The 535-nt window shown below is 70.3% G+C and carries 1 protein-coding gene; it reads right to left on the reverse strand.

Features of this window, described 5'->3' with window-relative positions:
- The coding region (locus R4P08_RS18435) for an HAD-IC family P-type ATPase (protein ID WP_317815314.1) at positions 1-535 on the reverse strand (535 nt) is incomplete at both ends.

Consider the following 535-nt stretch of genomic DNA (forward strand, 5'->3'; position numbering starts at 1 on the left):
GAGCGGGGATCCGATGAGGCCAGGATGACGCCGGCGGAGCCAATCGCCACGTCGGTCCCGGCGCCGATGGCGATGCCGACGTCGGCTTGGGCCAGCGCCGGGGCGTCATTGACCCCATCGCCGACCATGGCGACCTTGCGGCCCTCGTGCTGGAGCTGGGCGACCTTGGCGGCCTTGTCTTCGGGCCGGACCCCGGCGAAGACCCGGTCGATGCCCAGTTCGGCGGCGACGGTGTCGGCGACGGCCTGAGCATCGCCGGTGATCATGACGACCTGCGCACCGGCAGCATGGAGCGCGTCGACGGCGTCACGGGACTCGGGCCGGATCTCATCGGCCAACCGCAGCGCACCGATCACCCGACCATTGGCGAGGATGTGCAGGATGATCGCGCCCTCGGTGCGCCAGTGATCGGCGACAGGGAGTTCGTCGCGGCCATGCTGGTCGAGGAGATAGGGGCCACCGACCTCGACCACGGTGCCGTCCACCGTGGCCTTCACGCCCACAGCTGGCGAGGAGGAGAAGTCGGTCGCCTTCG

The sequence above is a fragment of the Rhodococcus sp. IEGM 1408 genome (genome assembly GCF_033142235.1).
In the GTDB taxonomy this organism is placed as follows: domain Bacteria; phylum Actinomycetota; class Actinomycetes; order Mycobacteriales; family Mycobacteriaceae; genus Dietzia.